The organism is Pseudomonas sp. MF09150 (assembly GCF_059862355.1).
The window spans coordinates 498,599-523,366 of the sequence record NZ_JCBCUS010000003.1; the positions used below are offsets into that span (position 1 = coordinate 498,599).

A 24,768-nucleotide genomic window follows, 5' to 3' on the forward strand; every position below is an offset into this window, starting at 1 on the left:
ATGTGCGCAGTATAAAAAGCAATGGGCAGTGCATTTCACTATATAACTGCCTATATTTGGCGACAATTCTCGGCAAAAACCCTTTTGACGGAGGTGCATCCCCTATGCGCACTAATCACCAGACAAAACGCGAGCTGGACAAGATAGATCGCAACATCCTGCGCATCCTCCAGGCCGACGGGCGTATCTCGTTTACCGAGCTGGGAGAGAAGGTCGGTCTGTCGACCACTCCCTGCACCGAACGGGTCCGGCGCCTGGAGCGCGAAGGGATCATCATGGGCTACAACGCGCGCCTCAATCCGCAGCACCTCAAGGGCAGCCTGCTGGTGTTCGTCGAAATCAGCCTGGACTACAAGTCCGGCGACACCTTCGAAGAGTTCCGCCGCGCCGTGCTCAAGCTGCCCCACGTACTGGAGTGCCACCTGGTCTCGGGCGACTTCGACTACCTGGTGAAAGCCCGAATTTCCGAAATGGCGTCCTACCGCAAGCTGCTGGGCGACATCCTGCTCAAGCTGCCCCACGTGCGCGAATCCAAGAGCTATATCGTGATGGAAGAGGTGAAGGAGAGCCTGAGCCTGCCGATTCCGGACTGAGATCCGGCGCAGGACGACTCGAGAGTGCCGGGGCGACCCAAGTAAAGCGCTAGACCAGCACCTGGCGGGTGCTCGCCATGTACTCGTGGATCTGCTTTTCGACCCGAGGGTGGATCATCTCCACCGGGCGCCGGCCATTGGGACACGGCAGGCTCGGGGTGGTGCCGAACAGGCGGCAGATCAGCGGCCGTTCGTCGTACACGGTGCAGCCGTTGGGCCCCAGGTGCACGCAGTTCAGCTCGTCCATGGCAGCGTCCTGCTCGGCCGCGGTCTTGCGTGGCAGGCGCGACATCTCCTCGGTTGAAGTGGTCACCGGGCCGCAGCAGTCATGGCAACCGGGGACGCACTCGAACGAGGGAATCTGCTGACGCAGCAGGCGGACTTTCTGGCTGTTGCAGCTCATTGGCAAGGTTACCGGGCAAATACAGCCGGGGATTTTGCCCTAAAAGCCCACCAACAGACAGCGCACCCCGACCGCTGTTGCCGCCGACGAAAGGTCAGGCTTATGCTCCGTCAAATTTTCCAAACACCCCAATCAGGATTCACGCACATGAACCCCGGTGTTCAGCAACCTGCCCCGAGCGACCGTCACGCCGCCTCCTATTACGCCGCCAGCAGCCTGCCCCAGCCCGATCATCCGGCGCTGGCCGGAGAGTTGCAGGCCGATGTCTGCGTGGTCGGCGGCGGCTTCTCCGGGCTGAACACCGCATTGGAACTGGCCCAGCGCGGCTTCAGTGTGGTGCTGCTGGAAGCGCGCAAGATCGGCTGGGGCGCCAGCGGGCGCAATGGCGGCCAGCTGATTCGCGGCGTCGGCCATGGCCTGGAGCAGTTCAGCAAGGTGCTGGGCGACGACGGCGTTCGGCAGATGAAGCTGATGGGCCTGGAAGCGGTGGACATCGTGCGCCAGCGGGTCGAACAGTTCCAGATCGCCTGCGACCTGACCTGGGGTTACTGCGACCTGGCCAACAAGCCCAGGGACCTGGAGGGTTTCGCCGAAGACGCCGAAGAACTGCGCGAGCTGGGCTATCGCCACGAAACCCGCCTGCTGCAAGCCCATGAAATGCACAGCGTGGTCGGCTCCGAGCGCTATGTCGGCGGTTTGATCGACATGGGCTCCGGGCACCTGCACCCCTTGAACCTGGCACTGGGCGAGGCCGCCGCGGCGCAGCGGCTGGGGGTGCAAGTGTTCGAACATTCAGCCGTGACCCGCATCGATTACGGCAGCCAGGTCAGGGTGCACACCGCTCGCGGCCTGGTCCGCGCCAAGACCCTGGTGCTCGGTTGCAACGCCTACCTCAATGGCCTCAACCCGGAGCTGGGTGGCAAGGTGTTGCCCGCCGGCAGCTATATCATCGCCACCGAGCCGTTGAGCGAGCAGCAGGCACAGCAGTTGCTGCCGCAGAACATGGCGGTCTGCGACCAGCGGGTGGCCCTGGATTACTACCGGCTTTCGGCGGATCGGCGCCTGCTGTTCGGCGGCGCCTGCCATTACTCCGGGCGTGACCCGCAGGACATCGCCGCGTACATGCGGCCGAAGATGCTGCAAGTGTTCCCGCAGCTGGCCGGGGTCAAGATCGACTATCAATGGGGCGGGATGATCGGTATCGGCGCCAACCGCCTGCCGCAGATCGGCCGGCTCAAGGACCAGCCGAATGTGTATTACGCCCAGGCCTATTCAGGTCATGGGCTGAATGCCACGCACCTGGCCGGCAAGCTGCTGGCCGAAGCCATCAGCGGCCAGCAGGGTGGCGGCTTCGAGCTGTTCGCCAAGGTGCCGCACATCACCTTCCCAGGCGGCCGCTACCTGCGTTCGCCGCTATTGGCACTGGGCATGCTCTGGCACCGCCTCAAGGAGCTCGGCTGACACCGCAACCGCCCTCCCCCTGGCATTGCTGCCGCCCAATGGCCTGACGGCGTGCAGCAGCGCCAGAGCCCTTCTTCACAGACGCCAGAACGGCTTGAGCCCTTCGCGGCACGCCTGCTCCCGGCTAAGCCCGATGTCCCGCAGTTCGTCAGCCGTCAGGGCGAGCAAGGCCTTGCGGGTACGCAGCCGATGCCAGTACAGGCCCCAGCGGCCAAGGGCGCGCGGCGCGTTGCGGGACATCACCGCCTGCATCGCCCGCTCGTGCCCAACCGCCAGTTCCTGACTGTGTAACGACAGACGCACATCGCTCAAGCCGTTCATTGTTGTTTGCTCCTGTTTACTTGGGTGGCCATGAGCAAACATGATGCGCGGGTGCCTGAAACCATGACAGATTCAAAGCGCTGGTATTATTTCCATACAGAATTTCCCCACCGATGGCTGAATCCTGTATTTTCCGTCCATCTGTACTGGTTCTTTAATCAATCCCTTGCGCGAGTGCCTGCCATGACCCTCTACGTCAACCTTGCCGAACTGCTGGGCACCCGCATTGAGCAGGGTTTTTATCGCCCCGGCGACCGCCTGCCTTCGGTGCGCGCCCTGAGTGTCGAGCACGGTGTCAGCCTGAGCACTGTGCAGCAGGCATACAGAGTGCTGGAAGATAACGGCCTGGCGATGCCCAAGCCCAAGTCCGGCTACTTTGTACCGGCCAGCCGCGAACTGCCGGCGTTGCCCGCCATCGGCCGTCCGGCGCAGCGGCCAGTGGAGATATCGCAATGGGAACAGGTGCTGGAACTGGTGCGCAGCGTGCCGCGCAAAGACGTCATACAGATGGGCCGGGGCATGCCGGATATCAATACACCGACCCTGAAACCCCTGCTCCGCGGGCTGGCCCGCATCAGCCGGCGCCAGGACATGCCCGGCCTGTATTACGACAACATCTACGGCGTGCTCGAACTGCGCGAACAGATCGCCCGCCTGCTGCTCGACTCCGGCTGCCAGCTGCAAGCCAATGACCTGGTGATCACCACCGGCTGCCATGAGGCGCTTTCAACCAGCATTCGCGCCATCTGCGAGCCTGGCGACATCGTCGCGGTGGACTCGCCGAGCTTTCACGGCGCCATGCAGACCCTCAAGGGCCTGGGCATGAAAGCCCTGGAAATCCCCACCGACCCGCTGACCGGCATCAGCCTCGAAGCCCTGGAACTGGCCCTGGAGCAATGGCCGATCAAGGCCATACAGTTGACCCCCAACTGCAACAACCCGCTGGGCTACATCATGCCCGAGTCGCGCAAGCGCGCGCTGCTGACCCTGGCCCAGCGCTTTGACGTGGCGGTCATCGAAGACGATGTGTATGGCGAACTGGCCTACACCTACCCGCGCCCGCGCACCATCAAGTCGTTCGACGAAGACGGCCGGGTGCTGCTGTGCAGTTCGTTCTCGAAAACCCTGGCCCCGGGCCTGCGCATTGGCTGGGTCGCGCCGGGGCGCTATCTGGAGCGGGTGCTGCACATGAAATACATCAGCACCGGCTCCACCGCGCCGCAACCGCAGATCGCCATTGCCGAGTTCCTCAAGGCCGGCCATTTCGAACCCCACTTGCGCAAAATGCGCGCTCAATACCAGCGCAATCGCGACATGATGCTCGACTGGGTCAGCCGCTACTTCCCCCTGGGCACTCGCGCCAGTCGGCCCCAGGGCAGCTTTATGCTGTGGATCGAACTGCCGGAAGGCTTCGACACCCTCAAGCTCAACCGCGCGCTGCTCGACCAGGGCGTACAGATTGCCGTGGGCAGTATCTTTTCCGCCTCGGGCAAGTACCGCAATTGCCTGCGGATGAACTACGCTGCCAAGCCAACGCCGCAGATCGAAGATGCGGTGCGCAAGGTGGGCGCAGCCGCGATCAAGCTGCTGGCTGAAACTGATTGCACGACCGACTGACCTTTTTCCCCCAAGACTGCGTCCATATGTCGACCATCGCCGCCTTCGAGACGAGCTGACTTGAGACTCAAACAGGCTTTCGCCTTACTTCTGCTGATCACGGCGGGCCTCAGCGGCTGTGCCACCCTGAACGTGCCCCGGGAACCGAGCCAGGCCCTGCCGGCCACAGAGTCGGCGTTTGGACGCTCGATCCAGGCCCAGGCCGCGCCCTATCAGGGGCGCTCCGGGTTTCGCCTGCTGTCCAACAGCACCGAAGCCTTCATGGCTCGCGCCGAGCTGATCCGCAATGCGCAAAGCAGCCTGGATTTGCAGTACTACATCGTGCACGACGGCATCAGCACCCGGATGCTGGTGGATGAGCTGCTCAAGGCCGCCGATCGCGGAGTGCGGATACGCATCCTGCTGGACGACACCACCAGCGATGGCCTGGACCAGGTGATTGCCACCCTCGCCGCCCACCCGCAGATCCAGATCCGCCTGTTCAACCCCCTGCACCTGGGGCGCAGCACCGGCATCACCCGCGCGGCAGGGCGCCTGTTCAACCTGTCCCAGCAACACCGGCGCATGCACAACAAGCTGTGGCTGGCGGACAACAGCGTGGCCATCGTCGGCGGGCGCAACCTGGGCGACGAGTATTTCGATGCCGAGCCCAGCCTCAACTTCACGGACATCGACATGCTCAGCGTCGGGCCGGTGGCCGAGCAGTTGGGGCACAGTTTCGACCAGTACTGGAACAGCGCCCTGAGCAAGCCCATCGACGAGTTCCTCTCCAGCACCCCCACCGCCCGGGACCTGGCCAACACCCGGCAACAACTGGAACAGTCCCTGGCAGACACCCGCCGGCAGAACCACGCCCTGTACCAGCAACTGAAGACCTACCAGAGCCACCCGCGCATGGATATCTGGCGCAAGGAGCTGATCTGGGCCTGGAACCAGGCCCTGTGGGATGCGCCGAGCAAGGTCCTGGCCAGGAACGAGCCCGACCCGCAATTGCTGCTGACCACCCAGCTGGCGCCGGAGCTGCAAGGGGTAAGCAAGGAACTGATCATGATTTCGGCCTACTTCGTGCCCGGCCAGCCGGGCCTGGTGTACCTCACCGGGCGTGCCGACGCCGGGGTGCAAGTGAGCCTTCTGACCAACTCCCTGGAAGCCACCGATGTGCCGGCAGTGCACGGCGGCTATGCGCCTTACCGCAAGGCCCTGCTGGAACACGGGGTAAGGCTGTTCGAATTGCGCCGCCAGCCCGGCGATCACGGCGGCAGCGGGCCGCACCTGTTCCGCAGCACCTGGCGCGGCTCGGACTCCAGCCTGCACAGCAAGGCGATGATCTTCGACCGGCAGAAATCCTTTATTGGCTCGTTCAACTTCGACCCGCGCTCGGTGCTGTGGAACACCGAAGTCGGGGTGCTGGTCGACAGCCCGGAACTGGCCGAACATGTGCGCGCCCTGGCCCTGCAAGGCATGGCCCCGGCCTTGAGCTACGAGGCCAAGCTGCAGGACGGCAAGATCGTCTGGGTCACCGAAGACAACCAGCAACTGCACACCCTGACCCGGGAGCCGGGCAGTTGGTGGCGGCGCATCAACGCCTGGCTGAGCACCAGCGTCGGCCTGGAGCGCATGCTCTAGGCCCGCGCCGATCTGTCAGCGTTTGAGCAGCTGGTTTTTGATAAAGGCGTCCAGCCCGGGCGAGTGATAGAAACCCATGCAGCGTTCAAAAATCGCGTTGATCGGGTAACCGGCCTCGTTCTTCATCGGCGGCCCGCCGATATGGAAGCTGCCCGTCTGCTGCTCGACGTAGTTGCTCAGGGCCCGGGTACGGCGGTCGGTGCCGTCGCGGTCCAGCTGCACCCGATCGACGAAGTAGGACGCGTCGTGCAGGTCGTACGCCTTGTAGAACTTCAAGCGCCCGTAGTTATCGTCCAGGCACTGCTTCAGCGCCAGTTGCTTGACCCGCTCCACGGGCGGGTCCTTGGGTGCGGCATGGGCGGACCCGGCGAGCAAAATCGTCAGCGCACAGAGCGCCCCGCTGAATCGAATCCCTGGCTTAAGCTTCATCTGACCTCCCTGATTGAACCAACAGCGGTGAAGCCTATACCGATTGCGGCGCCGCGGCACCCAATGCTCCCTGGCGCAGCAACAACACAATCAGCCCAAAAGCCCCGGCCGCCATCAGCCACAGCAAGGCATGGCCGCTGACCCACTGGCTGCCCGCCCCGGCCACCAGCGGCCCGATCAGGCAGCCAATGCCCCAGAGTTGCGCCACGTGGGCATTGGCTCGCACCAGGGCGTCGTCGCGGTAACGCTCGCCGATCAGGATCAACGACAGGGTAAACAGGCCCCCGGCGCTGGCGCCGAACAGCACCCACAACGGCCAGATCAGCAAGGTGTGGAGCAACAGCGGAATCGCCAGGCTCGACAACAACAGCGCCACCGCACAGCCGGTGAACAGGGAGCGCCGCGACAGGCGATCGGCCAGGGCGCCAATCGGCAATTGCAGCACCGCATCGCCGACCACCACGGTGCTGACCATCGCCAGGGCGATGTCTTCGGTAAAGCCCTGGCGCAGGCAATACACCGGTAACAGCGTAAGAATCATTGCCTCAAAGGCGGCGAACAGTGCCACGGCCCAGGCAGTCGCCGGCAGCCCACGACAAAAGCGCCACAGGTCGACCAGGGTCACGCTGCAGGCTTCAGTGGTCGGGGCGCCGCTGCGGCCGATCAACAGCAGGGGCGATACCACCAGCAGCCCGACACCGACCCAGAAGCCGTAGTCGGTCTCGGTGCCCAGCACCCCCAGCAGCAATGGCCCGGCCAGCTGGCTCAGGGCGTAACAGCTACCATACAGCGCCACCAGCCGCCCGCGCCACTGCTCGACCACCAACTGGTTGATCCAGCTCTCGCCCAGAATAAACACGATGGTCAGCACCATGCCCAGGCCCAATCGCAGCACCAGCCACAGCGGGTAACTCGGCAACAGCGCCAGCAAAGCAATGGACAGCGCCCCGCCCCACAGGCACAGGCGCATCAGGCCCGCAGTACCAAAACGCGCCGCCAGGCGGCTGGCAAGCTTGGCCCCAAGCAACACGCCAAAGGCCGGCATCGACGCCATGACGCCAATGGCAAAGGGGCCATAACCCCAGCCTTCCAGGCGAAACGACACCAGCGGCATGCTGACACCCAGGGCCAGCCCGACACTCAGGACAGCCGCCAAAACGGCGAAATAGGTCGCCCAACGCATTTCCACGCTCCTGTGGATCATTTTTTATACCGTCACAGACAACGCAGCCGGACTTCCCTTGCGGAAAGTCCGGCTGCGATTTTGGATCGAGGCCCGGTCCGGCGGGCAAGCGCCCGCCCCGAGCCCTTCAGGTCAGAGCTTGATCCAGGTCGCCTTCAACTCGGTGTACTTGTCGAATGCGTGCAGCGACTTGTCACGGCCGTTGCCCGATTGCTTGAAGCCACCGAACGGCGCGGTCATGTCGCCGCCATCGTACTGATTGACCCACACGCTACCGGCACGCAGGGCCTTGGCGGTCAGGTGAGCCTTGGAGATGTTGGCTGTCCAGACCGCTGCGGCCAGGCCGTACAGGGTGTCGTTGGCAATCTCGATGGCTTCTTCGACGGTATCGAAGGCGATCACCGACAGCACCGGGCCGAAGATTTCTTCCTGGGCGATTTTCATCGCGTTGCTCACACCGTCGAAAATCGTCGGCTCGACATAGGTGCCGCCGGTTTCCTGCAGGGTGCGCTTGCCGCCCGCGACCAGCTTGGCGCCGTCGGCATGCCCGGCTTCGATATAGGACAGCACGGTGTTCATCTGCTGGGTGTCGACCAATGCACCGACGTTGGTCGCCGGGTCCAGTGGGTTGCCCGGCTTCCAGCCCTTGAGGGCCTCGATCACCAGGGGCAGGAATTTATCCTTGATGGAGCGCTCCACCAGCAGGCGCGAACCCGCGGTGCAGACTTCGCCCTGGTTGAAGGCAATGGCGCCCGCGGCCGATTCGGCAGCGGCCTGTAGATCCGGTGCATCGGCGAACACGATATTCGGGCTCTTGCCGCCGGCTTCGAGCCAGACGCGCTTCATGTTCGATTCGCCGGAGTAGATCAGCAATTGCTTGGCGATTTTGGTCGAGCCGGTGAACACCAGAGTGTCGACGTCCATGTGCAGGGCCAGGGCCTTGCCCACGGTGTGGCCATAACCTGGCAGCACGTTGAGCACGCCCGCCGGAATACCGGCTTCCACGGCCAGGGCGGCGATGCGGATTGCGGTCAGCGGGGATTTTTCCGAAGGCTTGAGGATGACCGAGTTACCGGTGGACAACGCCGGCCCCAGCTTCCAGCAAGCCATCATCAGCGGGAAGTTCCACGGCACGATGGCCGCGACTACGCCCACCGGCTCGCGAGTCACCAGGCCCAGTTGATCATGGGGCGTGGCGGCGACTTCGTCGTAGATCTTGTCGATGGCCTCGCCACTCCAGCTCAGCGCTTGCGCCGCGCCCGGAATGTCGATGCCCAGGGAGTCGCTGATCGGCTTGCCCATGTCCAGGGTTTCAAGCAGGGCGAGTTCTTCGGCGTGCTTTTTCAGCAGGCCGGCAAAACGAATCATGGTGGCCTTGCGCTTGGCCGGGGCCAGGCGCGACCAGGCGCCGGAATTGAATGTGGCGCGGGCATTTTCTACAGCACGCTGGGCGTCGGCGACGTCACAACTGGCGATGGTTGCCAGCACGCGACCGTCAACCGGGCTGATGCATTCGAAGGTTTCACTGGAAACCGCAGCGGTGTATTCGCCATTGATATAGGCGCGGCCTTCGATCTTCAGGTCGCGGGCACGTTGTTCCCAGTCGGCACGAGTCAGGGTGGTCATACGAGTGTCCTCCTCTTATTGAATACAAGCGCCACGCGATCAACGCAGGCACCTTCAGGAATTCTGCCCGGCCAGCCTTCTTTCGGCCCAAGGCACCGGCCACCCTAAACCAGTGGCACCCGAAGTTTCAATATATTTGACATAACCCCAGTAAACGCCATTGCTATGTTCATTTTAATAAACATAGACTTTGGCCCCACTACCACTCGCGCCGCCAATCACGGGGGAATACAAGAATGAGCATTCAGCACGTCGTCGACTTCAGCCAGGCCACCACCGAGGGTGAACGCTATCGCCCTGCACCGGAAAAAGTCCTCAAGGGCGACCCGGAACAGGCGGTGTTCAACCATTACGCCAGCCCGTGCGGGCAGATGAACGCCGGGGTCTGGGAAGGTGCGGTCGGGCAGTGGACGGTGAATTTCACCGAGCATGAATACTGCGAAATCGTGCAGGGCGTCTCGGTGCTGCGCGACAGCGACGGCAATGCCAAGACCCTGCGCGCCGGCGACCGCTTCGTCATCCCGGCCGGCTTCAAGGGCACCTGGGAAGTGCTGGAGCCCTGCCGCAAGATCTACGTGGCCTTCGAACAGAAAGCCTGAATCACAGGCACAAAAAAACCCGCTTGAAGGCGGGTTTTTTTGTCAGAAGAAAAATCAATTACTTGATTTTGCCTTCTTTGTAGATCACGTGCTTACGAACAACCGGATCATATTTCTTGATCTCGATTTTGTCCGGAGTAGTGCGCTTGTTCTTGTCGGTAGTGTAGAAGTGACCAGTACCGGCGCTCGAAATCAAACGAATCAATTCACGCATGATTAGCTCCCTTAGATCTTGCCAGCTTTGCGGATTTCGGCCAGCACGACAGTAATGCCACGCTTGTCGATGATACGCATGCCTTTGGCAGATACGCGCAGACGCACGAAACGTTTCTCTTCTTCAACCCAGAAGCGGTGATGCTGCAGGTTCGGCAGGAAACGACGACGGGTTTTGTTGTTTGCGTGGGAAATGTTATTCCCAGTCACCGGACCCTTACCGGTAACTTGACAGACTCTCGACATGCCTCAGCCCTCTAAAACCACATGCCCAACCCGGCATGGGTTGGCCGCTTAATCTCTCAGTCATTTGGCGCCAGGCGCCGCGTTTCTTTAGGGGTCTTACCGGCTACACCTACAAACGAAGGAACCGGGCCCCTAGAAAAGAGCGCTGCTTTATACCAGAAAGACCCAATAGCAACAACAGTCACTGTGGTCGGGAATTCAAAAAGTCCCGTTTTTCTTGCGCCAAGCGCCTGCGGCAAAGGCTACCGCAGTTATCGACCGCTCGTCGCAGAATAAAATTCCTGCCCCACAAAGCCCCCGCCAACGCAGCGTCATTCACCGTCGCCAGTACCCGCGAGGCCCCTTCGAACGGGGCAATTTGTCAATTCATGGCAAATTATTGGCCGTCGCCAGGGTAAAAACCGACCTTTTTGCCTCTGAAGGCCCACCCCACCCACGTCAATAAACGGAAAAAGGGGATAGTCATTTTCCGACGAGATCACTAGGGTAAGCCTTTTCCAGACTGCACTCGCAGATGGGCCTTCGATCTGCAAAGGAAGCCGAATATGCGTCTCGCCGCCCTACCGCTGTTGTTCGTACCGTTTCTGAGCCCGCTGGCCCAGGCTGCCGCCCTGAGCGTCTGCACCGAAGCCAGCCCGGAAGGTTTCGACGTGGTGCAATACAACTCGCTGACCACCACCAACGCCTCGGCGGACGTGCTGATGAACCGCCTGGTCGACTTCGACGAAGCCAGCGGCAAGGTGGTGCCGAGCCTGGCAGACAGTTGGGAGGTGTCCGACGACGGCCTGACCTATGTGTTCAAGCTGCACCCCAAGGTCAAGTTCCACCACACCGACTACTTCAACCCCAGCCGTGAACTGACCGCCGAAGACGTGAAGTTCAGTTTCGAGCGCATGCTCGACCCGGCCAATCCCTGGCACAAGATTGCGCAAAGCGGCTTCCCCCACGCCCAATCCCTGCAGTTGCCGGCACTGATCAAGAAAATTGACGCCCTTGACCCACTGACCGTGCGCTTCACCCTGGACCACGCCGACTCGACATTTATCGCCACGCTGAGCATGGGCTTCGCCTCGATCTACTCTGCCGAGTACGCCGAGCAACTGCTCAAGGCCGGCACACCGGAGAAGCTCAACAACCAGCCGATCGGCACTGGGCCGTTTATCTTCGGCCGCTTCCAGAAAGACGCGTCGATCCGCTACAAGGCCAACCGCGACTACTTCGCCGGCAAGCCGGACGTGGACCCGCTGATTTTCGCCATCACCCCGGATGCCAACGTGCGCCTGCAAAAACTGCGGCGCAATGAATGCCAGATCGCCCTCTCGCCCAAGCCCCTGGACATCAATGCCGCGAGCCAGGACCCGGCGCTGAAAGTCGAACGCACCGCCGCCTTCATGACCGCCTTTGTCGCCATCAACAGTCAGCACCCGCCGCTGGACAAACCGGAAGTGCGCCAGGCAATCAACCTGGCCTTCGACAAGGCCAGCTACCTCAAAGCGGTCTTCGAAGACACCGCCGAAGCTGCCAACGGCCCGTTCCCGCCGAACACCTGGAGCTATGCCAAGGACTTGCCGGGCTATGCCCACGACCCTGAAAAAGCCCGCCAACTGCTGGCCAAGGCCGGCCTGAAAGACGGCTTCCAGACCACCATCTGGACTCGCCCATCCGGCAGCCTGCTCAACCCCAACCCCAGCCTCGGCGCACAACTGCTCCAGGCTGACCTGGAGAAAATCGGGATCAAGGCCGAGATCCGCGTGATCGAATGGGGCGAACTGATCCGCCGCGCCAAGGCCGGCGAGCATGACCTGCTGTTCATGGGCTGGGCCGGCGACAACGGCGACCCGGATAACTTCCTCACCCCGCAGTTCACCTGCGCGGCGGTCAAGTCCGGCACCAACTTCGCCCGCTACTGCGACCAGGGCCTGGATAAGCTGATCACCGCCGGCAAGACCACCAGCGAGCAAGGCGTGCGCAGCAAGCTCTATCAGCAGGCCCAGGCGCAGATCCAGCAACAGGCCCTGTGGCTGCCCCTGGCTCACCCCACCGCCTTCGCCCTGACCCGCAAGGAAGTCCAGGGCTATCAGGTCAGCCCCTTCGGCCGCCAGGACTTCTCCAAAGTCAGCGTCGGCAAGTAACCCCGCCACAGGTTCTGGGCTCCCCAGTGCCCAGAACCTGCCGTTCAATACTTGCCGCTGCTCTCACCTAGACCCAACCGTATTCCGCCATCGACAGTGGATCGCCTTCACCGATGATGAAGTGATCGAGCACCCGCACATCCACCAGATCCAGGGCCTCTTTCAGCCGACGTGTCACCACACGATCGGCATGACTGGGCTCGGAGATGCCCGAAGGGTGGTTGTGGCACAGGATCACGGCGGCGGCGTTGTGTGCCAGGGCACGCTTGACCACCTGCCGCGGGTAGACGCTGGTGCTGTCAATCGAACCCTGGAACAGCGCCTCGAACGCCAGCACCCGGTGCTTGGTGTCCAGAAACAGGCAGCCGAACACCTCATGGGGCTCATGGCGCAGCATTGACTTGAGGTAGTCGCGGACCACCAGCGGGTTTTCCAGCACCGAGTCGCGACGCAGTTTTTCGGCCAGATGCCGACGAGCCATTTCCACCACGGCCTGCAACTGGGCGAATTTTGCCGGGCCCAGGCCCAGTTGGCGGCTGAAGGTCAACTGGTCCGCCTCCAGCAGGCGACGCAGGCTGCCGAACTGATGCAAAAGGTGACGCGCCAGGTCCACCGCGCTCTTTCCGGCAACCCCGGTACGCAAGAAAATCGCCAGCAATTCGGCGTCGGAAAGGCTCGCCGCACCCTGCTCCAGAAGCTTCTCCCGCGGGCGCTCCGCCGCGGGCCAGTCGCGAATGCTCATAGCACCTCCATGTGTGTGGGCGCCGCTGTTCCATAGCGGTCGCTGTGGTATCTTAGCCCATCTTTTTGCCTGTGATTTCCCCTGGGGAGGGGGCGTTACAAGCAGCAATCATTGAACTCAAAGGCAGGCCTATGCAGCGGCTGTATCGGAAACGCATCGTCCTCGGCGTCGGCGGCGGCATTGCCGCCTATAAGAGCGCCGAGCTGGTTCGCCGACTCCTCGACCAGGGCGCCGAAGTGCGTGTGGTCATGACCCGTGGCGGCAGTGAATTCATCACACCGCTGACCATGCAGGCACTCTCCGGGCACCCGGTTCACCTGGACCTGCTCGATCCCGCAGCCGAGGCTGCCATGGGCCATATCGAGCTGGCCAAATGGGCCGACCTGGTGCTGATCGCCCCCGCCACCGCCGACCTGATCGCGCGCCTGGCCCAAGGCATCGCCGATGACCTGCTGACCACCCTGGTCCTGGCCACGGACGCCACCGTCGCCATCGCCCCGGCCATGAACCAGGCCATGTGGCGCGATCCGGCCACCCAGGCCAACACCCAATTGCTGCAAAGCCGCGGCCTCCAGGTGTTCGGGCCGGCCTCGGGCAGCCAGGCCTGCGGCGACGTCGGCATGGGCCGCATGCTCGAAGCCAACGACCTGGTGCTGTGCGCCGCCGATTGCTTCCAGCATCAGGCTCTGACCGGCAAACACGTACTGATTACCGCCGGCCCGACCCAGGAAAACATCGACCCGGTGCGCTACATCACCAACCACAGCTCCGGCAAAATGGGCTTTGCCCTGGCCGAAGCCGCAGTTGAAGCCGGCGCCCGAGTGACCCTGATCACCGGCCCGGTGCACCTGCCGACCCCGGATCGGGTGACCCGGATCGATGTCGTCAGCGCCCGCGACATGCTCGCCGCCTGCGAGGCCGCCATCCCCTGCGACCTGTTTATCGCCTCGGCGGCGGTGGCGGACTACCGCCCGGAAGTCGTTGCCCCACAAAAATTAAAGAAAGACCCTACGAAAGGTGACGGCCTGCTGCTGCAGATGGTGCGTAACCCGGACATCCTGGCCACCATCGCCACCCGTCCCGATCGCCCTTTCAGTATCGGCTTCGCCGCCGAGACCGAACACTTGCTCGACTACGCTGCACGCAAATTGAAAGACAAGAACCTCGACCTGATCGTCGCCAACGACGTGGCCAACCCGAGCATTGGCTTCAACAGCGAGGAAAACGCCTGCAGCGTGATTGACCGGGAGTTGCACGCAACTCTCTTCGCCCAGACCAGCAAGGGCAAGATCGCCCGCCAACTGATCTCTTTTATCGCCGAACGGCTGAACCAGGTTTAACTCGCATGCACGCTCTACAAGCCAAGATCCTCGACCCACGCATCGGCAACGAATTCCCGATGCCACAGTACGCCACCCCGGGCTCCGCCGGTCTCGACCTGCGCGCCATGCTCAAGCAAGACACCGTGCTGGAGCCGGGCCAGACCCTGCTGATCCCCACCGGCCTGTCGGTCTACATCGGCGACCCGGGCCTGGCGGCGCTGATCCTGCCGCGCTCCGGCCTGGGCCATAAACACGGCATCGTCCTGGGCAACCTGGTGGGCCTGATCGACTCGGACTACCAGGGCGAACTGATGGTGTCCTGCTGGAACCGTGGCCAGACCGCCTTCAACATCGCGGTCGGCGAGCGCATCGCCCAACTGGTACTGGTGCCGGTGGTCCAGGCGCACTTCGAAGTGGTCGAGGCCTTCGACGAAAGCCAGCGCGGCGCAGGCGGTTTCGGGCATTCCGGCAGCCACTGATCGACGCGGAACCTGGCCGGGCGCCAAACCCGGCCAGAGTTCCGGGTTTTGTATTTCAGGACGAAAATCGGGCAAAGCGCCTTCGCGGGTTTCCCTCCCCAAATCAAGGCATTAGACCCTCAAAAGCACGCTGAATCGCCGACGATGGCATTTTTGCACCATGAACCCAATGGCAAAAACATCGTCATACCCTTCAGTTTGAGCCTGCCGGCCCACCCTGGCCCGGCCTGTCCCGCCCCCTTTTGAAATGGAGCAACCCCGATGAGCAACCCGGCCCCAGTCGCACCGAGCTTTCCCGATAGCATCTTTCGCGCCTACGACATTCGCGGCACCGTCCCGGAGTTTTTGAACGCTGAAACCGCTTACTGGCTCGGCCGCGCCATTGGCGCCCAGAGCCTGGCTCAGGGTGAACCTGACGTTTCCGTTGGCCGCGACGGCCGTCTCTCCGGTCCGGAGCTGGTGGAGCAACTGATCAAAGGCCTGGCGGACAGCGGCTGCCACGTCAGCGACGTCGGCCTGGTGCCCACTCCGGCGCTGTACTACGCGGCCAACGTACTGGCCGGCAAGTCCGGGGTCATGCTCACCGGCAGCCACAACCCGTCGAACTACAACGGCTTCAAAATCGTCATTGCCGGCGACACCTTGGCCAATGAACAGATCCAGGCCCTGCACCAACGCCTGAAGGACAACAACCTGAGCAGCGGCAAGGGCAGCATCACCCGGGTGCAGATCCTTGAGCGCTACAGCGACGAGATAACTCGCGATGTGAAACTGGCCCGCCGCCTGAAAGTGGTGGTCGATTGCGGCAACGGCGCGGCCGGGGTCATTGCCCCGCAGTTGATCGAAGCCCTGAACTGCGAAGTCATCCCGCTGTTCTGCGAGGTCGACGGCAACTTCCCCAATCACCACCCGGACCCGGGCAAGCCTGAAAACCTGGTGGACCTGATCGCCAAGGTCAAGGAAACCAAAGCCGACCTGGGCCTGGCCTTCGACGGCGACGGCGACCGCGTCGGCGTGGTGACCAACACCGGTAGCATCGTCTTCCCGGACCGCCTGCTGATGCTGTTCGCCAAGGATGTAGTGGCGCGCAACCCGGGCGCGGAAATCATCTTCGACGTCAAATGCACCCGCCGCCTGACCCCGCTGATCAAGGAATACGGCGGCAAGCCGCTAATGTGGAAGACCGGCCACTCGTTGATCAAAAAGAAGATGAAACAAACCGGAGCCCTGTTGGCCGGCGAAATGAGCGGGCATATCTTCTTCAAGGAGCGTTGGTTCGGTTTTGACGACGGGATTTACAGTGCCGCGCGCCTGCTGGAGATCCTCAGCAAGGAGCCATCCAGCGCCGAAGAGCTGTTCGCGACCTTCCCGAACGATATTTCGACGCCGGAAATCAATATCCATGTGACCGAAGAGAGCAAATTCAGCATCATTGATGCTCTGCACGACGCGCAGTGGGGCGAAGGCGCCAACCTGACCACCATTGACGGGGTGCGAGTCGATTACGCCAAAGGCTGGGGCCTGGTCCGCGCCTCCAACACCACGCCGGTGCTGGTGCTGCGTTTCGAGGCCGACAACGAAGCCGAGCTGCAGCGCATCAAGGATGTGTTCCACGTCCAATTGAAACGTGTTGCACCCGATCTCCAACTACCGTTCTGATTTTCTGAAACACCGGAGCCCTGAATGACCCTCGAACGCGATGCCGCCGCCAACACCGCCAAGGTTCTATCCGAAGCGCTGCCTTACATTCGCCGCTATGTCGGCAAGACGCTGGTGATCAAATACGGCGGCAACGCTATGGAGAGCGAAGAGCTCAAGACCGGTTTCGCTCGTGACATCGTGTTGATGAAAGCCGTCGGGATCAACCCGGTGGTGGTACACGGTGGCGGCCCGCAAATCGGTGACCTGCTCAAGCGCCTGTCCATCGAGAGCCACTTTATCGACGGCATGCGCGTCACCGACGCCCAGACCATGGACGTGGTGGAGATGGTCCTCGGCGGCCAGGTGAACAAAGACATCGTCAACCTGATCAACCGTCACGGCGGCAGCGCCATTGGCCTGACCGGCAAGGACGCCGAGCTGATTCGCGCGAAAAAACTCACCGTGACCCGCAAGACGCCGGAGATGACCCAGCCGGAAATCATCGACATCGGCCAGGTGGGCGAAGTGATCGGCATCAACACCGACCTGCTGAACCTGCTGGTGAAGGGCGATTTCATTCCGGTGATCGCGCCCATCGGCGTCGGTGCCAACGGCGAGTCCTACAACATCAACGCCGACCTGGTGGCCGGCAAGGTGGCCGAGGCACTGAAGGCCGAGAAGCTGATGCTGCTCACCAACATCGCCGGCTTGATGGACAAGGAAGGCAAGGTCTTGACCGGTCTGACAACCCAGCAAGTGGACGACCTGATCGCCGACGGCACTATCTACGGCGGCATGCTGCCGAAGATCCGTTGCGCACTGGAAGCGGTGCAAGGCGGCGTCGGCAGCTCGTTGATCCTGGATGGCCGGGTTCCGAATGCGATCCTGCTGGAAATCTTCACCGATACCGGTGTGGGTACCCTGATCAGCAATCGCAAGCGCCCTTAAGCGCTGAAAAAAAGCCCCGCTCAACCTGGTTGAGCGGGGCTTTTTTATTGTAGCGAGGGCGTTGGCCCCCGCCGTACGGCCTAGCAGTCGCGAATCAGACGCCGAACTGCTCGCGATACGCCTTGACCGCCGGTAAATGCTGCTTGAGCTGCGGATCGTCTTCCAGGAACTGCAACACCTGGTTCAGCGACACGATGCTGACCACCGGAATCCCGAAGTCACGCTCCACTTCCTGGATGGCCGACAATTCACCGTTGCCGCGCTCCTGGCGGTTCAGCGCGATCAGCACGCCAGCGGCCTTGGCACCTTCCTGGGACGCAATGATCTGCATCACTTCGCGAATCGCCGTACCGGCGGTGATCACGTCGTCGATGATCAGCACATCGCCCTTGAGCGGCGCACCCACCAGGCTGCCGCCTTCACCGTGGGCCTTGGCCTCCTTGCGGTTGAAGCACCATGGCAGATCCTGCCCATGATGTTCAGCCAGGGCCACGGCTGTGGCGGCGGCCAGGGGAATGCCCTTGTACGCCGGACCGAATAGCACGTCGAAGGAAATACCGCTTTCAACGATGGCGGCCGCATAAAAACGACCCAGCTGCGCCAGGGCGGAACCCGAGTTGAACAGCCCTGCATTGAAGAAGTAAGGACTGGTGCGCCCGGACTTCAGGGTGAACTCACCGAAGCGCAAAACCCCGCGATCGATGGCAAAACGAATGAAATCGCGCTGATACGCTTGCATGAAAAAAGCCCCAGATACCACGGATTTAGCTAATTAGGTAGACCTCGGGTATCATACACGCACGTGATTTTTGGGGCCATTTATGCGGATCATCAGTGTGAACGTCAATGGTATTCAGGCTGCAGTCGAGCGTGGTTTGCTCAGTTGGCTGCAGGCCCAGAATGCCGACGTCATCTGCCTGCAGGACACCCGCGCCTCCGCCTTTGAACTGGACGACCCAGCCTTCCAACTGGATGGCTACTTCCTTTATGCCTGCGATGCTGAAGTCCCCGCCCAAGGTGGCGTGGCTTTGTATTCGCGGTTGCAACCTAAGGCGGTCATCAGCGGCCTCGGCTTCGAGACAGCCGATCGCTACGGGCGCTACCTGCAAGCCGATTTCGATAAGGTCAGCATCGCGACCTTGCTGCTTCCTTCGGGGCAGAACGGCGATGAAGACTTGAACCAGAAGTTCAAGCTAATGGACGACTTCGCCCGTTATCTGGATAAACAGCGGCGCAAACGTCGCGAGTACATCTATTGTGGCTCGCTCTACGTTGCGCAACAGAAGCTGGATATCAAGAACTGGCGTGACAGCCAGCAATCCCCGGGCTTCCTGGCGCCTGAGCGTGCCTGGATGGACGAGATTGTCGGCACCATGGGTTATGTCGACGCCTTGCGCGAAGTCAGCCGTGAAGGCGATCAGTACAGCTGGTGGCCGGACAACGAACAGGCCGAGATGCTCAACCTGGGTTGGCGCTTCGACTATCAACTGCTGACCCCGGGCCTGCGTCGCTTCGTGCGCAGCGCACGCCTGCCGCGTCAGCCACGCTTCTCGCAGCACGCACCGCTGATCGTGGACTACGACTGGACGCTGACTATCTAAGCGTCGTTTCGCAGCCACAAAAAAGCCGACATCAGTGTCGGCTTTTTTGTGCGCGGCGGTTTTACTTGATCAAGCGCCAGGTGAACGGATAGCGATACGGTACCCCTTCCCCCGCCTTGACCCCGCCAATGATCGTCAGCACCAAGGCGCCGATCGCCAGCAACCCGAACAAGAAGAAGCCGATGATTACCAGCATCAACAGGAAGCAGATAGCCGAGGCAATGGCGACGGTGATCTGGAAATTCAGCGCCTCCTTGCCCTGAGCGTCAATGAACGGGTCGGATTCGCGCTTGATCTGCCACAGAATCAACGGACCGATCAGGGTACCGAACGGCACCCAGATCCCCAGCAAGGCAGACAGATGACAAAACATTGCCCACTGCCGAACCTCATGGCTCGGCGTAGGCAGCGGAAGCTGGTCGTCACTCATGGCGTTCTCCTTGGCAGGTCGTCCGTAGCGCAATCAGTCGGCCAGGGCCGCCTGCTGCAGTTCAAAAATCTCGCTCATGCCTTTCTTCGCCAGCTCCAGCATTGCATTCAGGTCTTCAGGCTGGAACGGTGCGCCTTCGGCAGTGCCCTGGACTTCAATGAAACCACCGGTGCTGGTCATCACCACGTTGAGGTCAGTCTCGGCAGCCGAATCTTCCAGGTAGTCCAGGTCCAGCACAGGCTCGCCCTGATACATGCCCACCGACACCGCAGCGATCATTTGCTTGAGCGGGTCGCCGCCTTTGAGGCCGCCACGCTTCTTGATCACTTTCAGCGCATCGACCAAGGCCACCATGGCGCCGGTGATCGACGCGGTACGGGTGCCGCCGTCAGCCTGGATCACGTCGCAGTCGACGTACAGGGTCACGTCACCCAGCTTGGACATGTCCAGCGCGGCGCGCAGGGAGCGGCCGATCAGGCGCTGGATTTCCAGGGTGCGGCCGCCCTGCTTGCCACGGCTGGCTTCACGCTGGTTACGCTCGCCGGTAGCACGCGGCAACATGCCGTACTCGGCGGTCAACCAACCCTGGCCCTGGCCCTTGAGGAAGCGCGGCACGCCGTTCTCGACGCTGACCGTGCAGATAACCTTGGTATCACCGAACTCGACCAGTACAGATCCCTCGGCGTGTTTGGTGTAGTTGCGGGTGATGCGGATCGAGCGGAGCTGATCGGCAGCGCGACCACTTGGACGTTTCATAGGGGAACACCTGTACGGGGACGGAAAACTGCCGAACATTATAGAGCCCGCGGCCGCGCCTGGGCAGTTCTAAAAAATCCAGGGACGGACCAAAGGCTCTGCACGAAGGCTCCAGCGCCCCGCCGCAACCCTTTGTCACCGCCACGGTTGGGGGCTTTCGCCGCACTGCGCTACAATCCTGCGCCTTCGCAGCCTGTCGGCTTTAATTCATATCTATCGGGCCCGCCCAACCCTATTGCGGTTGGTGCCAGACCTGAATCGGAGGTACCTCCATGGTGCACAGCATGACCGCCTTCGCCCGGGTCGAACGGGCCGGCACTCAGGGCACCCTGAGCTGGGAACTGCGCTCGGTCAACAGCCGCTACCTGGAACCGCACCTGCGCCTGCCGGAGTCCTTTCGCGACCTCGAAGGCGCGGTTCGTGAAGCGCTGCGCCAGGGTTTGTCCCGCGGCAAGCTTGAATGCACCCTGCGCTTTACCGAAGAAACCACCGGCAAACCCCTGCAAGTGGATCGCGAACGGGCCGCGCAACTGGTGGCCGCAGCCGAATCGGTGGCTAGCCTGATCAAGCAGCCTGCGCCGCTCAACCCCCTGGAAGTCCTGGCCTGGCCCGGCGTGCTGGTGGCTGACGCAACCGATCCACAGGCACTGAATTCCGAGGCCCTGGAATTGTTCAAGCAGGGCCTCAAGGAACTCAAGGGCGGCCGCGAACGCGAAGGCTCGGAGCTTGCCCGCCTGATCAACGAGCGCCTGACCTCGATCGAGGAAGACGTGGTGACACTGCGCGAACTGGTGCCGCAAATGCTCGCGACCCAGCGCCAGAAGGTCCTCGACCGCTTCGCCGACATGCAGGCCGAGCTCGACCCGACGCGCCTGGAGCAGGAAATGGTGATGCTTGCGCAAAAGAGCGACGTCGCTGAAGAACTGGACCGCCTGAGCACCCACATCATCGAAGTACGCCGCGTGCTGAAGTCCGGTGGCGCCGCCGGTCGGCGCCTGGACTTCCTGATGCAGGAGCTCAACCGCGAAGCCAACACACTGGGCTCCAAGGCCTTCGACCCGCGCAGCACCCAGGCTGCGGTCAACCTCAAAGTGTTGATCGAGCAGATGCGCGAACAAGTACAGAATATTGAGTAAGGCTACCCCCACATGACCCACAGCACCGGCACCCTGTACATCATTTCCGCCCCTTCGGGCGCGGGCAAGAGCAGCCTGGTCAAGGCCCTGACCGACGCCAACCAGGAGATCCGTGTCTCGGTCTCCCACACCACCCGGGCCATGCGCCCCGGTGAAGTGAACGGCGTGAACTATCACTTCGTCTCCCGCGAAGCGTTCGTGAAGATGGGCGAGCATGGGGACTTCCTCGAGCGTGCCGAAGTATTCGGCAACCTCTACGGCACCTCGCAAAGCCACCTGCAGCAAACCCTGGATGCGGGCCATGACCTGATTTTGGAGATCGACTGGCAGGGCGCCGAGCAAGTGCGCAAATTGATGCCGCAAGCCCGCTCGATCTTCATCCTGCCGCCGTCCCTTGAGGCCTTGCACCAGCGCCTGACCAACCGCGGCCAGGACAGTGACGAGATCATCGACGGGCGGATGCGCGAAGCGGTCAGCGAAATGAGCCACTACGTCGACTATGACTATTTGATCATCAACGATGATTTTGCCCATGCGCTGGCGGACCTGAAGGCGATTTTCCGGGCCAATCAGCTGCATCAAAAGCGTCAGCAGCAGCGTTTTGGCAAATTGCTCGCTGAATTGCTGGGCTAAAACAGCACTTCCCAAAACCGCTGCAAGCGCTTTACATTGGCACTTGCAGCGCGTTGCAGGGCCTGGTCAAAAAATCAGCGCTTCCCTAATCGCTGGTGATTTTTTAAACTGTTGAGTCCGCTCGCCCAACCGGGCAGCGCGCATATTGCATTCGCTCCGAGGAATACCATGGCCCGCGTAACCGTTGAAGACTGCCTAGAACACGTGGAAAACCGCTTTGAGCTGGTCATGCTCTCTACCAAGCGTGCCCGTCAACTGGCCACCGGCGGCAAAGAGCCCCTGGTTCAGTGGGAAAACGACAAGCCTACCGTTGTAGCCCTGCGTGAAATTGCCGAAGGCCTGATGAGCTACGAGTTCATTGCCAACGCTGAGATCGTTGAAGACGAACCGCTGTTCGCAGCGTTCGAGGACGAGTCCAACGAGGCCGTCTAAGCCTATGCCTGGTCGACGTAGCACGGCGCGGGAATACAGCTTACGGCAGGAGTCAGCATGCCGAGCATAGACGCCCTCGCCGATCGCTTATCGACCTATCTCGGCACGGACCAGGTCAACCTGGTCCGCCGAGCGTATTTCTACGCCGAACAAGCCCACGACGGCCAACGCCGCCGCAGCGGCGAGGCGTACGTCACGCACCCATTGGCGGTGGCGAATATTCTTGCCGACATGCATATGGACCATCAGAGCCTGATGGCGGCCATGCTGCATGACGTGATTGAAGACACCGGTATTGCCAAGGAAGCGCTTTCAGCGCAGTTCGGCGAAACCGTGGCGGAACTGGTCGACGGGGTCAGCAAACTGACCCAGATGAACTTCGAGACCAAGGCCGAAGCCCAGGCTGAAAACTTCCAGAAAATGGCCATGGCCATGGCCCGCGACATTCGCGTGATCCTGGTCAAGCTGGCCGACCGCCTGCACAACATGCGGACCCTAGAAGTGCTGTCCGGCGAAAAGCGCCGGCGCATCGCCAAGGAAACCCTGGAAATCTATGCCCCCATCGCCAACCGGCTGGGCATGCATGCCATCCGCATCGAATTCGAAGACCTTGGCTTCAAGGCCATGCACCCGATGCGTTCCGCGCGGATCTATCAGGCCGTCAAGCGCGCCCGGGGCAACCGCAAGGAAATCGTCAACAAGATCGAAGAATCCCTCAGCCACTGCCTGGCCATCGACGGTATCCAGGGCGAGGTCAGCGGCCGGCAGAAACACCTCTACGGCATCTACAAGAAAATGCGCGGCAAGCGTCGGGCCTTCAACGAGATCATGGACGTCTACGCGTTCCGCATCATCGTCGACAAGGTAGACACCTGCTATCGCGTGCTGGGTGCTGTACATAATTTGTACAAACCGCTGCCGGGACGCTTCAAGGACTACATCGCGATTCCCAAGGCCAACGGCTACCAATCGCTGCATACCACCCTGTTCGGTATGCACGGCGTGCCGATCGAGATCCAGATCCGCACCCGGGAAATGGAAGAGATGGCCAACAACGGCATCGCCGCGCACTGGCTGTACAAATCCAGTGGCGACGAGCAGCCAAAAGGCACCCACGCCCGCGCCCGCCAATGGGTCAAGGGTGTACTGGAGATGCAGCAGCGCGCTGGCAACTCCCTGGAATTCATCGAAAGCGTGAAGATCGACCTGTTTCCGGACGAGGTCTACGTGTTCACGCCCAAAGGCCGGATCATGGAGCTGCCCAAAGGCTCCACGGCCGTCGACTTCGCCTACGCGGTGCACACCGACGTCGGCAACAGCTGCATTGCCTGCCGCATCAACCGCCGTCTCGCACCGCTGTCCGAACCGCTGCAAAGCGGCTCCACGGTGGAGATCGTCAGTGCCCCTGGCGCCCGGCCGAATCCGGCCTGGCTCAACTTCGTGGTCACCGGCAAGGCCCGCACCCATATTCGCCACGCCCTGAAGCTGCAGCGCCGCTCCGAATCCATCAGCCTCGGCGAGCGCCTGCTGAACAAGGTGCTCAACGGTTTCGACAGTTCGCTGGAAAAGATCCCGGCCGAACGCATCCAGGCGATGCTCCACGAATACCGCCTGGAACTGATCGAAGACCTGCTCGAAGACATCGGCCTGGGCAATCGCATGGCCTATGTGGTGGCCCGCCGCCTGCTCGGCGAGGGCGAACAATTGCCAAGCCCGGAAGGCCCGCTGGCGATTCGCGGCACCGAAGGCCTGGTGCTGAGCTACGCTAAGTGCTGCACGCCGATCCCGGGCGACCCGATCGTCGGCCACCTGTCCGCCGGCAAGGGGATGGTGGTGCACCTGGACAACTGCCGCAATATCAGCGAAATCCGCCACAACCCGGAAAAATGCATCCAGCTCTCGTGGGCCAAGGATGTCACCGGCGAATTCAACGTCGAACTGCGGGTCGAGCTGGAACACCAGCGTGGCCTGATTGCCTTGTTGGCCAGTAGCGTCAACGCCGCCGACGGCAATATCGAGAAAATCAGCATGGATGAACGCGATGGTCGCATCAGCGTGGTCCAACTGGTGGTCAGCGTGCACGACCGCGTGCACCTGGCCCGCGTGATCAAGAAACTCCGCGCCCTGACCGGGGTGATTCGCATCACCCGCATGCGCGCGTAGCGCCTCACATAAGCCATCGTCACTTACAAGGACTCA

25 protein-coding genes and 1 pseudogene are annotated in these 24,768 nt (G+C 61.9%); 15 read left to right on the forward strand and 11 right to left on the reverse strand.

The genetic code is table 11. The annotated features are described in order from the left end of the window. Positions 1 to 104 precede the first annotated feature (104 nt). The gene (locus AC19YX_RS15210; protein ID WP_007932443.1) at positions 105 to 593 is read left to right on the forward strand and encodes an Lrp/AsnC ligand binding domain-containing protein; all 489 of its coding nucleotides are present in this window, start codon (positions 105 to 107) and stop codon (positions 591 to 593) included. A gap of 49 nt (positions 594 to 642) precedes the next feature. Here AC19YX_RS15210 and AC19YX_RS15215 read toward each other — a convergent pair whose 3' ends face one another. Then, positions 643 to 996: a YkgJ family cysteine cluster protein gene (locus AC19YX_RS15215; RefSeq protein ID WP_020296005.1), complete on the reverse strand. Its 354-nt coding sequence runs from the start codon at positions 994 to 996 to the stop codon at positions 643 to 645. Between the two features lie 147 nt (positions 997 to 1,143). On the opposite strand from AC19YX_RS15215, the gene AC19YX_RS15220 reads away from it, so the two are divergent. Next, entirely contained in the window at positions 1,144 to 2,457 is a 1,314-nt protein-coding gene (locus AC19YX_RS15220) for an NAD(P)/FAD-dependent oxidoreductase (RefSeq protein ID WP_201128568.1), read from the forward strand. Positions 2,458 to 2,532: 75 nt separating this feature from the next. On the opposite strand, the gene AC19YX_RS15225 is transcribed toward AC19YX_RS15220, so the two are convergent. Continuing rightward, positions 2,533 to 2,778 (reverse strand): DUF1127 domain-containing protein, encoded by a 246-nt coding sequence (locus tag AC19YX_RS15225; RefSeq protein ID WP_500606541.1) that lies wholly within the window; start codon positions 2,776 to 2,778, stop codon positions 2,533 to 2,535. A 183-nt stretch (positions 2,779 to 2,961) separates the two neighbouring features. On the opposite strand from AC19YX_RS15225, the gene AC19YX_RS15230 reads away from it, so the two are divergent. Continuing rightward, positions 2,962 to 4,395, forward strand: a complete 1,434-nt coding sequence (locus tag AC19YX_RS15230) for an aminotransferase-like domain-containing protein (protein ID WP_078470463.1) — start codon at positions 2,962 to 2,964, stop codon at positions 4,393 to 4,395. Positions 4,396 to 4,455: 60 nt separating this feature from the next. Continuing rightward, complete coding sequence (locus AC19YX_RS15235; RefSeq protein ID WP_201128572.1) at positions 4,456 to 6,021, forward strand: phospholipase D family protein; 1,566 nt, start codon at positions 4,456 to 4,458, stop codon at positions 6,019 to 6,021. 15 nt (positions 6,022 to 6,036) lie between these two features. Here the strand turns inward: AC19YX_RS15235 and AC19YX_RS15240 are convergent, their stop codons facing one another. The 3 genes from AC19YX_RS15240 to AC19YX_RS15250 all read right to left on the reverse strand — a co-directional run bounded on the left by AC19YX_RS15240 (position 6,037) and on the right by AC19YX_RS15250 (position 9,259). Beyond that, positions 6,037 to 6,450 (reverse strand): hypothetical protein, encoded by a 414-nt coding sequence (locus AC19YX_RS15240; RefSeq protein ID WP_500606542.1) that lies wholly within the window; start codon positions 6,448 to 6,450, stop codon positions 6,037 to 6,039. A gap of 34 nt (positions 6,451 to 6,484) precedes the next feature. Next, positions 6,485 to 7,633, reverse strand: a complete 1,149-nt coding sequence (locus AC19YX_RS15245; RefSeq protein WP_500606543.1) for an MFS transporter — start codon at positions 7,631 to 7,633, stop codon at positions 6,485 to 6,487. Between the two features lie 132 nt (positions 7,634 to 7,765). Continuing rightward, positions 7,766 to 9,259 (reverse strand): aldehyde dehydrogenase, encoded by a 1,494-nt coding sequence (locus AC19YX_RS15250; protein ID WP_500606544.1) that lies wholly within the window; start codon positions 9,257 to 9,259, stop codon positions 7,766 to 7,768. Between the two features lie 236 nt (positions 9,260 to 9,495). On the opposite strand from AC19YX_RS15250, the gene AC19YX_RS15255 reads away from it, so the two are divergent. Next, positions 9,496 to 9,858 (forward strand): cupin domain-containing protein, encoded by a 363-nt coding sequence (locus AC19YX_RS15255; protein WP_201128577.1) that lies wholly within the window; start codon positions 9,496 to 9,498, stop codon positions 9,856 to 9,858. 58 nt (positions 9,859 to 9,916) lie between these two features. On the opposite strand, the gene rpmG is transcribed toward AC19YX_RS15255, so the two are convergent. Both rpmG and rpmB read right to left on the reverse strand, forming a co-directional pair. Then, on the reverse strand, positions 9,917 to 10,072 hold the full coding sequence (gene rpmG, locus AC19YX_RS15260) for a 50S ribosomal protein L33 (protein WP_003177274.1): 156 nt from the start codon (positions 10,070 to 10,072) through the stop codon (positions 9,917 to 9,919). An 11-nt stretch (positions 10,073 to 10,083) separates the two neighbouring features. After that, positions 10,084 to 10,317: a 50S ribosomal protein L28 gene (rpmB, locus tag AC19YX_RS15265; RefSeq protein ID WP_007894701.1), complete on the reverse strand. Its 234-nt coding sequence runs from the start codon at positions 10,315 to 10,317 to the stop codon at positions 10,084 to 10,086. Positions 10,318 to 10,862: 545 nt separating this feature from the next. On the opposite strand from rpmB, the gene AC19YX_RS15270 reads away from it, so the two are divergent. Continuing rightward, positions 10,863 to 12,449: an ABC transporter substrate-binding protein gene (locus AC19YX_RS15270; RefSeq protein ID WP_020296014.1), complete on the forward strand. Its 1,587-nt coding sequence runs from the start codon at positions 10,863 to 10,865 to the stop codon at positions 12,447 to 12,449. A 67-nt stretch (positions 12,450 to 12,516) separates the two neighbouring features. On the opposite strand, the gene radC is transcribed toward AC19YX_RS15270, so the two are convergent. Next, the gene (gene radC, locus AC19YX_RS15275; protein WP_078470457.1) at positions 12,517 to 13,191 is read right to left on the reverse strand and encodes a RadC family protein; all 675 of its coding nucleotides are present in this window, start codon (positions 13,189 to 13,191) and stop codon (positions 12,517 to 12,519) included. A gap of 131 nt (positions 13,192 to 13,322) precedes the next feature. On the opposite strand from radC, the gene coaBC reads away from it, so the two are divergent. From coaBC to argB, 4 genes and pseudogenes are all read left to right on the forward strand, one after another. Further along, the gene (gene coaBC, locus AC19YX_RS15280; RefSeq protein WP_500606545.1) at positions 13,323 to 14,531 is read left to right on the forward strand and encodes a bifunctional phosphopantothenoylcysteine decarboxylase/phosphopantothenate--cysteine ligase CoaBC; all 1,209 of its coding nucleotides are present in this window, start codon (positions 13,323 to 13,325) and stop codon (positions 14,529 to 14,531) included. Positions 14,532 to 14,536: 5 nt separating this feature from the next. Further along, a complete protein-coding gene (dut, locus tag AC19YX_RS15285) occupies positions 14,537 to 14,992 on the forward strand; it encodes a dUTP diphosphatase (RefSeq protein WP_020296017.1) in 456 nt (151 codons plus the stop codon). A 255-nt stretch (positions 14,993 to 15,247) separates the two neighbouring features. After that, positions 15,248 to 16,651, forward strand: a pseudogene (locus tag AC19YX_RS15290) (phosphomannomutase/phosphoglucomutase); the annotation flags it as partial. Between the two features lie 24 nt (positions 16,652 to 16,675). Next, positions 16,676 to 17,581 (forward strand): acetylglutamate kinase, encoded by a 906-nt coding sequence (gene argB, locus AC19YX_RS15295; protein ID WP_020296019.1) that lies wholly within the window; start codon positions 16,676 to 16,678, stop codon positions 17,579 to 17,581. Positions 17,582 to 17,675: 94 nt separating this feature from the next. Here the strand turns inward: argB and pyrE are convergent, their stop codons facing one another. Next, a complete protein-coding gene (pyrE, locus tag AC19YX_RS15300) occupies positions 17,676 to 18,320 on the reverse strand; it encodes an orotate phosphoribosyltransferase (RefSeq protein ID WP_078470455.1) in 645 nt (214 codons plus the stop codon). An 82-nt stretch (positions 18,321 to 18,402) separates the two neighbouring features. Between pyrE and crc the strand changes: the two genes are divergently transcribed. Then, a complete protein-coding gene (crc, locus tag AC19YX_RS15305; RefSeq protein WP_020296021.1) occupies positions 18,403 to 19,182 on the forward strand; it encodes a catabolite repression control protein Crc in 780 nt (259 codons plus the stop codon). Positions 19,183 to 19,243: 61 nt separating this feature from the next. On the opposite strand, the gene AC19YX_RS15310 is transcribed toward crc, so the two are convergent. Further along, a complete protein-coding gene (locus tag AC19YX_RS15310) occupies positions 19,244 to 19,612 on the reverse strand; it encodes a DUF4870 domain-containing protein (RefSeq protein WP_078470454.1) in 369 nt (122 codons plus the stop codon). Between the two features lie 33 nt (positions 19,613 to 19,645). Continuing rightward, a complete protein-coding gene (gene rph, locus AC19YX_RS15315; RefSeq protein ID WP_020296023.1) occupies positions 19,646 to 20,368 on the reverse strand; it encodes a ribonuclease PH in 723 nt (240 codons plus the stop codon). A 272-nt stretch (positions 20,369 to 20,640) separates the two neighbouring features. Between rph and AC19YX_RS15320 the strand changes: the two genes are divergently transcribed. The 4 genes from AC19YX_RS15320 (at position 20,641) to spoT (ending at position 24,732) form a co-directional block, all read left to right on the forward strand. After that, positions 20,641 to 21,504: a YicC/YloC family endoribonuclease gene (locus AC19YX_RS15320; protein WP_078470453.1), complete on the forward strand. Its 864-nt coding sequence runs from the start codon at positions 20,641 to 20,643 to the stop codon at positions 21,502 to 21,504. Positions 21,505 to 21,516: 12 nt separating this feature from the next. After that, entirely contained in the window at positions 21,517 to 22,137 is a 621-nt protein-coding gene (gmk, locus tag AC19YX_RS15325; RefSeq protein WP_078470452.1) for a guanylate kinase, read from the forward strand. A 168-nt stretch (positions 22,138 to 22,305) separates the two neighbouring features. Then, positions 22,306 to 22,569 carry a DNA-directed RNA polymerase subunit omega gene (gene rpoZ, locus AC19YX_RS15330; RefSeq protein ID WP_003177259.1) on the forward strand — a complete coding sequence of 88 codons (264 nt, stop codon included), beginning with the start codon at positions 22,306 to 22,308 and terminating at the stop codon, positions 22,567 to 22,569. A 57-nt stretch (positions 22,570 to 22,626) separates the two neighbouring features. Further along, positions 22,627 to 24,732: a bifunctional GTP diphosphokinase/guanosine-3',5'-bis pyrophosphate 3'-pyrophosphohydrolase gene (spoT, locus tag AC19YX_RS15335; RefSeq protein ID WP_020296026.1), complete on the forward strand. Its 2,106-nt coding sequence runs from the start codon at positions 22,627 to 22,629 to the stop codon at positions 24,730 to 24,732. The last annotated feature ends 36 nt before the right edge of the window (positions 24,733 to 24,768 follow it).

Bases quoted from the DNA above. Each gene is read 5' to 3' on its own strand.
- AC19YX_RS15210 (WP_007932443.1), top strand. From the start codon at position 105: ATGCGCACTAATCACCAGACAAAACGCGAGCTGGACAAGATAGATCGC.
- AC19YX_RS15215 (WP_020296005.1), bottom strand. From the start codon at position 996: ATGAGCTGCAACAGCCAGAAAGTCCGCCTGCTGCGTCAGCAGATTCCC.
- AC19YX_RS15220 (WP_201128568.1), top strand. From the start codon at position 1,144: ATGAACCCCGGTGTTCAGCAACCTGCCCCGAGCGACCGTCACGCCGCC.
- AC19YX_RS15225 (WP_500606541.1), bottom strand. From the start codon at position 2,778: ATGAACGGCTTGAGCGATGTGCGTCTGTCGTTACACAGTCAGGAACTG.
- AC19YX_RS15230 (WP_078470463.1), top strand. From the start codon at position 2,962: ATGACCCTCTACGTCAACCTTGCCGAACTGCTGGGCACCCGCATTGAG.
- AC19YX_RS15240 (WP_500606542.1), bottom strand. From the start codon at position 6,450: ATGAAGCTTAAGCCAGGGATTCGATTCAGCGGGGCGCTCTGTGCGCTG.
- AC19YX_RS15245 (WP_500606543.1), bottom strand. From the start codon at position 7,633: ATGCGTTGGGCGACCTATTTCGCCGTTTTGGCGGCTGTCCTGAGTGTC.
- AC19YX_RS15250 (WP_500606544.1), bottom strand. From the start codon at position 9,259: ATGACCACCCTGACTCGTGCCGACTGGGAACAACGTGCCCGCGACCTG.
- AC19YX_RS15255 (WP_201128577.1), top strand. From the start codon at position 9,496: ATGAGCATTCAGCACGTCGTCGACTTCAGCCAGGCCACCACCGAGGGT.
- rpmG (WP_003177274.1), bottom strand. From the start codon at position 10,072: ATGCGTGAATTGATTCGTTTGATTTCGAGCGCCGGTACTGGTCACTTC.
- rpmB (WP_007894701.1), bottom strand. From the start codon at position 10,317: ATGTCGAGAGTCTGTCAAGTTACCGGTAAGGGTCCGGTGACTGGGAAT.
- AC19YX_RS15270 (WP_020296014.1), top strand. From the start codon at position 10,863: ATGCGTCTCGCCGCCCTACCGCTGTTGTTCGTACCGTTTCTGAGCCCG.
- radC (WP_078470457.1), bottom strand. From the start codon at position 13,191: ATGAGCATTCGCGACTGGCCCGCGGCGGAGCGCCCGCGGGAGAAGCTT.
- coaBC (WP_500606545.1), top strand. From the start codon at position 13,323: ATGCAGCGGCTGTATCGGAAACGCATCGTCCTCGGCGTCGGCGGCGGC.
- dut (WP_020296017.1), top strand. From the start codon at position 14,537: ATGCACGCTCTACAAGCCAAGATCCTCGACCCACGCATCGGCAACGAA.
- argB (WP_020296019.1), top strand. From the start codon at position 16,676: ATGACCCTCGAACGCGATGCCGCCGCCAACACCGCCAAGGTTCTATCC.
- pyrE (WP_078470455.1), bottom strand. From the start codon at position 18,320: ATGCAAGCGTATCAGCGCGATTTCATTCGTTTTGCCATCGATCGCGGG.
- crc (WP_020296021.1), top strand. From the start codon at position 18,403: ATGCGGATCATCAGTGTGAACGTCAATGGTATTCAGGCTGCAGTCGAG.
- AC19YX_RS15310 (WP_078470454.1), bottom strand. From the start codon at position 19,612: ATGAGTGACGACCAGCTTCCGCTGCCTACGCCGAGCCATGAGGTTCGG.
- rph (WP_020296023.1), bottom strand. From the start codon at position 20,368: ATGAAACGTCCAAGTGGTCGCGCTGCCGATCAGCTCCGCTCGATCCGC.
- AC19YX_RS15320 (WP_078470453.1), top strand. From the start codon at position 20,641: ATGGTGCACAGCATGACCGCCTTCGCCCGGGTCGAACGGGCCGGCACT.
- gmk (WP_078470452.1), top strand. From the start codon at position 21,517: ATGACCCACAGCACCGGCACCCTGTACATCATTTCCGCCCCTTCGGGC.
- rpoZ (WP_003177259.1), top strand. From the start codon at position 22,306: ATGGCCCGCGTAACCGTTGAAGACTGCCTAGAACACGTGGAAAACCGC.
- spoT (WP_020296026.1), top strand. From the start codon at position 22,627: ATGCCGAGCATAGACGCCCTCGCCGATCGCTTATCGACCTATCTCGGC.